The organism is Rhodopseudomonas sp., assembly GCF_048594845.1.
In the GTDB taxonomy this organism is placed as follows: Bacteria; Pseudomonadota; Alphaproteobacteria; order Rhizobiales; family Xanthobacteraceae; genus Rhodopseudomonas.
Window position 1 is genome coordinate 22,342 of record NZ_JBMDXE010000192.1, and the last position, 6,883, is coordinate 29,224.

6 protein-coding genes are annotated in these 6,883 nt (G+C 66.9%); all 6 read left to right on the top strand.

Annotated features, from left to right (window positions below):
• Nucleotides 1–122: 122 nt before the first annotated feature.
• From iorA to ACOJTD_RS12395, 6 genes are read left to right on the top strand one after another with little or no spacing between them, the layout of a single operon-like run.
• The gene (iorA, locus tag ACOJTD_RS12370; RefSeq protein WP_420133206.1) at nucleotides 123–1,946 is read left to right on the top strand and encodes an indolepyruvate ferredoxin oxidoreductase subunit alpha; all 1,824 of its coding nucleotides are present in this window, start codon (nucleotides 123–125) and stop codon (nucleotides 1,944–1,946) included.
• The gene (locus tag ACOJTD_RS12375; RefSeq protein WP_420133207.1) at nucleotides 1,943–2,887 is read left to right on the top strand and encodes a 2-oxoacid:acceptor oxidoreductase family protein; all 945 of its coding nucleotides are present in this window, start codon (nucleotides 1,943–1,945) and stop codon (nucleotides 2,885–2,887) included. Before iorA ends, ACOJTD_RS12375 begins: the two co-directional genes overlap by 4 nt.
• Complete coding sequence (locus ACOJTD_RS12380; RefSeq protein ID WP_420133208.1) at nucleotides 2,884–4,044, top strand: 2-oxoacid:acceptor oxidoreductase subunit alpha; 1,161 nt, start codon at nucleotides 2,884–2,886, stop codon at nucleotides 4,042–4,044. Before ACOJTD_RS12375 ends, ACOJTD_RS12380 begins: the two co-directional genes overlap by 4 nt.
• Before the next feature lies 1 nt (nucleotide 4,045).
• Nucleotides 4,046–4,876 carry a thiamine pyrophosphate-dependent enzyme gene (locus ACOJTD_RS12385; RefSeq protein WP_420133209.1) on the top strand — a complete coding sequence of 277 codons (831 nt, stop codon included), beginning with the start codon at nucleotides 4,046–4,048 and terminating at the stop codon, nucleotides 4,874–4,876.
• A gap of 12 nt (nucleotides 4,877–4,888) precedes the next feature.
• Complete coding sequence (locus ACOJTD_RS12390) at nucleotides 4,889–5,440, top strand: 2-oxoacid:acceptor oxidoreductase family protein (protein WP_420133210.1); 552 nt, start codon at nucleotides 4,889–4,891, stop codon at nucleotides 5,438–5,440.
• A gap of 24 nt (nucleotides 5,441–5,464) precedes the next feature.
• Nucleotides 5,465–6,799, top strand: a complete 1,335-nt coding sequence (locus ACOJTD_RS12395) for a phenylacetate--CoA ligase family protein (RefSeq protein WP_420133211.1) — start codon at nucleotides 5,465–5,467, stop codon at nucleotides 6,797–6,799.
• Nucleotides 6,800–6,883 lie beyond the last annotated feature (84 nt).

Below are 6,883 nucleotides of genomic sequence, written 5' to 3' on the forward strand. Positions count from 1 at the left end.
GATCAAACGATCAACACGCCCGTTGACTTAGCGCAAATACGACAGAAGGTAAATTTGGGAAACAGAGCCCCTTTACAGCTAATCTAATCGCCGCGACGGCGTGCGCTTGGGGGGAGCTCTCGATGCATACACCTTGGCAAGCCGCGACGGCGCTGAAGGGCGAGCCGAAGGAGCTGCGCCCGCTGACCGGCAACGAGGCAATCGCCCGTGCCGCGTGGGAAGCCGGCGTCCGTGTCGCTGCTGCCTATCCGGGCACGCCGAGCACCGAGATCCTCGAAAATCTCGGCACCTATCCGGCGGAAGATCTGCACGCGCAATGGTCCACCAACGAGAAGGTCGCGCTCGACGTCGCGATCGGCGCCTCGTTCGCGGGTAGCCGCGCGCTGTGCGCCATGAAGCATGTCGGCCTCAACGTCGCCGCCGATGCGCTGATGTCATTCGCCTATATCGGCGTCAATGGCGGGCTGGTGCTGATCGTCTGCGACGATCCCGGCATCCACTCGTCGCAGAACGAGCAGGACAGCCGGATCTACGGCCTGCTCGGCACGCTGCCGATCCTGGAGCCGTCCGACGCGCAGGAGGCCTACGAGTGCACCAAGCTGGCCTTCGACATTTCCGAGCAGTTCGACACGCCGGTGATCGTGCGCAGCACCACGCGGCTGTCGCACACCCGCAGCACCGTCTCGGTCGGGTTGCGCTGCGAGGTGCCGCCGCGGGTGTTTCTTGAGAAGCCGTCCAAGAACGTGATGATCCCGGCGCATGCCCGCGGCCGTCACGTCGCGGTGCTGGAGCGCGAAGCGAAGCTGAAAGAGTACTTCGCGGTCTCCGGCATCACCCAATGGGAGAAAGGCGATCCGAGCTTTGGCATTGTCACAGCCGGCACCTGCTATCCTTATGTTCGCGAAGTGCTGCCGAGCGCGACCGTCCTGAAGCTCGGCGCGTCGTGGCCGCTGCCGGAGCAATTGCTGCGCGATTTTTGCGGTTCGGTGGAGCGCGTCTTCGTCGTCGAAGAGCTGGAGCCGATCATCGAGAAGGAGATCGCGGCGCTCGGCGTCAAGGTCGAGGGCAAGCGCTTCTTCCCCCGCGCCGGCGAGTTTTCGCCCGAGGTGGTGCGGGCGGGGCTGGTGCAGGCCGGCATCCTGCCGGCGCCGCCGTCGCAGAACGCCTGGGTGCCTGAGCCGGTGGTGCGGCCGCCGGTGCTGTGCGCCGGCTGTCCGCACACCTCAAGCTTCATGGCGGTGCGTGCCTCTGGCGCGCGCGTCGCCGGCGACATCGGCTGCTACACGTTGGCCGTGCTCGATCCGTTGCGTGGCATCGACACCTGCGTGGCGATGGGCTCGTCGATCGGGAATGCGGTCGGCATGGCCAAGGCGGGCGAGACCAAGCCGATCGTGGCCACCATCGGCGATTCGACCTTCCTGCACGCCGGTATCCCGGCGCTGATCGACGCGGTCTACAACCAGGCCGACATCGCCGTGATGCTGCTCGACAACCACATCACCGCGATGACCGGCGGCCAGGAACATCCCGGCACGGGCAAGACGCTGCGCGGCGAGCCGGCTCCGCAGATCAATTACGAAGCCCTGATCCGCGCCTGCGGCGTGCAATGGGTCAAGACGGTCGACAGCTACGATCTCGCCGGCACGCATCAGGCGCTGCGCGAAGCCATCGCCTATCGCGGCGTCGCGGTGCTGATTTCCAACCGGCCTTGCGTGCTCGATCCGATCAAGATCAAAGGGCCGCCGCTCGAAGTGAAGACCAGCGAGTGCACGGCCTGCCAGTCCTGCATGAACCTCGGCTGCCCGGCGCTGACCTGGAGCGACGAATGGTTCGAGGGGCGACACCGCGTCAAGATCGACCCGGCGCTGTGCATCGGCTGCACGCTGTGCGCCCAGGTCTGCACCATCGACTGCATCAAGATCGCGAGCCCGGCGGTGACGTCATGAACGAGCAGAGCAACATCGCCGTGAATGCGGACAGCGAGCCGGTCGCCTTCAACGCGGCGCTGGCCGAGCCGTTCAACGTGCTGATCGTCGGCGTCGGCGGGCAGGGCGTCATCATGGTGTCGAAGGTGCTGGCGTCGCTGGCGCAGGCGCATGGTTTCGAGGTCAAGCAGAGCGAAGTCCACGGCATGGCCAAGCGCGGCGGCACCGTGTTCAGCCACGTCCGCTTCGGGCCGAAAGTATGGTCGCCGACGATCGCCAAGGGCGAGGCCGACGTGCTGATCGCACTAGAGTGGGCCGAGGGGCTGCGCTGGCTGCCGCACCTGAAGCGTGACACCGGCGTGTTCATCTGCGACACCAAGCGCATCGTGCCGCCATTCGCATGCTTGAACCGCAAGCTCGGCGCCAAGATGCGCTACTCCACCGAAACGGCCGAGCAGGTCTCTGCCTACGTCTCCGAAGCCTACGCGATCGACGCGACGCGGATGGCCGAAGAACTCGGCAACGACCGCGCCGCCAACGTCGTGCTGCTCGGCGCGCTGTCGACCGTGCTCGACTTCTCGCTGCCGGAGTGGGAGCGGACCGTCACCAGCTTCGTGCCGAAGAAGACCATTGCGGTGAACACCGCCGCGTTCGAACTCGGCCGCGCCTGGATCGCGGAGGCGAAGACCTCGTCGCCCACCGGCGACGTCGCGGCGACGCCGGTGCCGACGCATACGCCCTATACGGCGCGGCTGGAGATCACTGAGGCGTGGTGCAAGAGCTGTGAGATCTGCGTCAAGCTTTGCCCCGAGCGCTGTTTGACGCTCGATGCCGATCGTATCGCCAAGATGATCGCGCCGGAGAAGTGCACCGGCTGCCGGCTGTGCGAGTGGCTGTGTCCGGATTTTGCGATCCGCGTCCATCTCGACACGGAAGCCGCGGTGATGGAGGCCGCGCGATGAACGCGCCCGATCGTTCGCACACGAAGCCGGCCGCCAGGCTGATGTCTGGCAATGCCGCCTGTGCCCAAGGCGCCATCGACGCCGGCTGCAGCTTCTTCGCCGGCTATCCGATCACGCCGTCGTCCGAGATCGCCGAGCGGCTGTCGGTGCTGCTGCCGAAAGCCGGCGGCGTGTTCATTCAGATGGAAGACGAGATCGCCGCGATGGCGGCGGTGGTCGGCGCCTCGATGGGCGGCGTCAAGGCGCTGACCGCGACCTCCGGCCCCGGCTTCTCGCTGAAGCAGGAGAATCTCGGCTACGCCGCCGGCGCGGAAATTCCCTGCGTCGTCGTCAACGTGATGCGCGGCGGCCCGTCGACCGGCATGCCGACGCGGCCGTCGCAGGCCGACATCTACCAGACCCGCTATGGCAGCCACGGTGACTACCCGATCATCGTGCTGGCGCCGGCCTCGGCGCGCGAGATCTACGACGAGACCATCCGCGCGTTCGACCTCGCCGAGATCTGCCGCACGCCGGTGATCCTGCTGTACGACCAGGTGATCGCGCAATCGTCCGAGACCGTGTCGCTCGGCGGCCGCGTCGCGGTGCATGCGACCCGCAAATGGGCGAGCGGCCCACGCGAGAGCTACAAGCCGTATGCGGCGGACGCCGACGGTGTGCCGCCGATGCCTCGGCCTGGCGACGGTTATCGCACCCACACCACTGGTCTTACGCACAGCGAGAGTGGCTTCCCGTCGCAGGATCCCGAGACGGTGACGCGCAATCTCGGCCGGCTCTACGCCAAGCTGGAGAAGCATCGCGACCTGATCGACAGCTACGAGGCGGTGCGCTGCGAGGACGCCGATGTGGTGATTGTCGCCATCGGCATCAGCGCCCGCGCCGCTCGGCGTGCGGTCGATGCCTGTCGCGCCGATGGTCATAGGGTCGGACTTTTCCGCCCGGTGACGCTGTGGCCGTTCCCGGAGATCGCGCTGCGCGAGGCGACCAAGACCGCCAAGGCGATCCTGGTGCCGGAGCTCAACATCGGCCAGCTCCGGCTCGAGATCGAGCGCCAGCTCCGCGACCGTCGCGTCGAGGGGCTGCATCTGATCAGCGGCGACCCGATCACGCCAGCGCAGATTGCTGCCGCTGCCAGCAAGCTTGCCACGGAGGTCTGAGATGTTTCGCGACGCGCCGCATTTCGACGTCCGCGATTATCTCCGCAAGGAGATGATGCCGCATTTCCTCTGCCCCGGCTGCGGCCACGGCATGGCGCTACGCGCACTGCTATGGGCGCTGCACGAACTCAGGGTTGACCGCGACAAGCTCGCCGTCGTGTCCGGCATCGGTTGCGCCGGAAGACTCTCGGCCTATATCGACGCCAACACGTTTCATACGACGCACGGCCGACCGCTCGCCTACGCGACCGGGTTGGCGCTGGCGCGGCCGGACCTACATGTCGTGGTGATCACCGGCGACGGCGACTGCCTGGCCATTGGCGGCAATCACCTGATCCACGCCTGCCGGCGCAATCTCAAGCTGACCTGCCTGATGCTCAACAATGAGATCTACGGCATGACCGGCGGCCAGGTATCGCCGACCACGTCGGAGACGCGGCTGACCACGACGACGCCGCACGGCAACACCGAGCCGAATTTCGACGCCTGCGCGCTGGCGATCGCCGCCGGCGCCGGCTTCGTCGGCCGCGAGGTCACGCGCCACGTGCCGAAGATGAAAGAGCTGATCAAGGACGGCCTGCAGCATCGCGGCTTCGCCTTCGTCGAGGTGCTGTCGGACTGCACCGAGGTCTACGGCCGCAAGAACGACATGGGCTCGTCGTCCGAGATGGTGCTGCGGCAGAAAAGCGAGATGCGGCCCTCGGCCTATCGCGACAGCGTCGACGAGCCGTTTCGCTCCACCGACCTGCCGACCGGCGTGCTCGCCCGCAACGCGCGGCCCGAATACGGCGCGGCGCTGCGCGCGGCAGCGGCCGCGCGCGCCGCCAAGTAACAGGAGGCGCCCATGCCGAAATCCCGGATCGAACTGCGTTTCGGCGGCACCGGCGGGCAGGGGCTGGTGCTCAGCGCCAAGCTGCTCGCCGATGCGCTGGCACTGGAAGGCCGCCACGTCGCCCAATCGCAGACCTACGAGCCGACCTCGCGCGGCGGCTTCTGCAACGCCGACCTGGTGGTCGCGAGCGGCGAGGTCGATTATCCGCTGCCGGTGGCGTTCGACTATTTGGTGCTGCTCGACAAGATCGCGATCAAGCCGTCCTGGCCGAAGTTGAAGATGGGCGCACTGGTGATTGCCGACAGCCGGCTGTGCCCCGAACTGCCGGACGGCGCCGGCAAGGCGCTGTCGCTGCCGCTCAGCCGCACCGCCATTGAACTGGGTAGCGAGCGCGTCACCAACATCGTGGCGCTCGGCGCATTGCTGGAAGTGACGGCGCTGTGCAAGCGCAAGTCGGTCGAGCAGGTGGTGCGCGCTTCGTCGCCGCGCGGTTTTCTCGACCTCAACATGGACGCCCTGGCGGCAGGCGCCGCGTTGGCGACCGCCCCCGTCGCTGCGGCGTAATTTCCCCGTAAAGGATTAGCCTTGATGAGCGCCCAGCCCGCCTTGCGCGAACCGACCGTCCACATGCACGACCGCATCATCGAGATGATGCCACGGTCGCAGCTTGCGGCGCTGCAATTCGAGCGCCTGCGCAAGATCGTCGAGCGGGCCTATCGCGACGTCCCGCATTATCGTCAGAGCTTCGACGCCGCCGGCGTCAAGCCATCCGACCTTGCCTCGCTCGCCGATCTCGCGAAGTTTCCCTTCACCAAAAAGACCGATCTGCGCGACGCCTATCCGTTCGGCATGTTCGCCGTGCCGCGCCATCAGATGCCGCGGATCCACGCCTCGTCGGGCACCACCGGCAAGCCGACCGTGGTCGGCTACACGCGGAACGATCTCGACGTCTGGGCTGACTTGATGGCGCGGTGCATGGTCGGGGCCGGGGTGTCGCCCGACGATATCGTGCACAACGCCTATGGCTACGGCCTGTTCACCGGCGGGCTCGGGGCGCATTACGGCGCCGAGCGGCTCGGCTGCACAGTCGTGCCGGCCTCCGGTGGCGGGACGGAGCGGCAGGTGCAGCTCATCGCCGATTTCGGCGCCAATGCGCTGTGCTGCACGCCGAGCTACGCGCTCAACATCGCCGAAGTCGCCGAGCAGATGGGTATCAATCTGCGCGATGCGCCGCTGCGGGTCGGCCTGTTCGGCGCCGAGCCTTGGAGCGACGCGATGCGGCGCGACCTCGAGGCGCGGCTCGGCATCAAGGCGGTCGATGTTTACGGCCTGTCGGAGATCATGGGCCCCGGAGTGGCCTGCGAATGCGCCGTGGCGCAGAACGGCCTGCACGGCTGGGAAGATCACTTCCTGTTCGAGACCATCGATCCGGACACGCTCGAGGTGCTGCCGATGGGGGCGGTCGGCGAACTGGTAATCACCACGCTGACCAAGGAAGCGCTGCCGATGATCCGGTATCGCACCCGCGACATCACCAGCCTGAACACCGAGCCCTGCGCCTGCGGCCGCACCCATGTCCGCATCATGCGCGTCACCGGCCGCGATGACGACATGCTGATCATCCGCGGCGTCAACGTTTATCCGTCACAAGTCGAGTCGGTGCTGATCGGATTCCCCGGCATCGCGCCGCACTACCAGATCGTGCTGACGCGCGACAAGGCGCTCGACGCCATGACGGTCGAGGTCGAGATCGCGCCCGACGCGCCGCGCGACGAAGCCGCGCTGGCGAAGAAGGCCGCGGAGGTGACGCACCACATCAAGTCGCTGATCGGCGTTACCTGCAAGGTCGCAGTGAAAGCCCCCGGCGAAGTCCCGCGCTCGCAGGGCAAGGCGGTGCGGGTGAAGGATCAGCGGAATATCTAAACTTATTGAACCGTGTCCCGGGCGCGGTGCAGCACGCAGTGCTGCTCCGCAGACCCGGGACCCCGAATAACCGGTGCCCCGGAT

Bases quoted from the DNA above. Each gene is read 5' to 3' on its own strand.
- iorA (WP_420133206.1), top strand. From the start codon at position 123: ATGCATACACCTTGGCAAGCCGCGACGGCGCTGAAGGGCGAGCCGAAG.
- ACOJTD_RS12375 (WP_420133207.1), top strand. From the start codon at position 1,943: ATGAACGAGCAGAGCAACATCGCCGTGAATGCGGACAGCGAGCCGGTC.
- ACOJTD_RS12380 (WP_420133208.1), top strand. From the start codon at position 2,884: ATGAACGCGCCCGATCGTTCGCACACGAAGCCGGCCGCCAGGCTGATG.
- ACOJTD_RS12385 (WP_420133209.1), top strand. From the start codon at position 4,046: ATGTTTCGCGACGCGCCGCATTTCGACGTCCGCGATTATCTCCGCAAG.
- ACOJTD_RS12390 (WP_420133210.1), top strand. From the start codon at position 4,889: ATGCCGAAATCCCGGATCGAACTGCGTTTCGGCGGCACCGGCGGGCAG.
- ACOJTD_RS12395 (WP_420133211.1), top strand. From the start codon at position 5,465: ATGAGCGCCCAGCCCGCCTTGCGCGAACCGACCGTCCACATGCACGAC.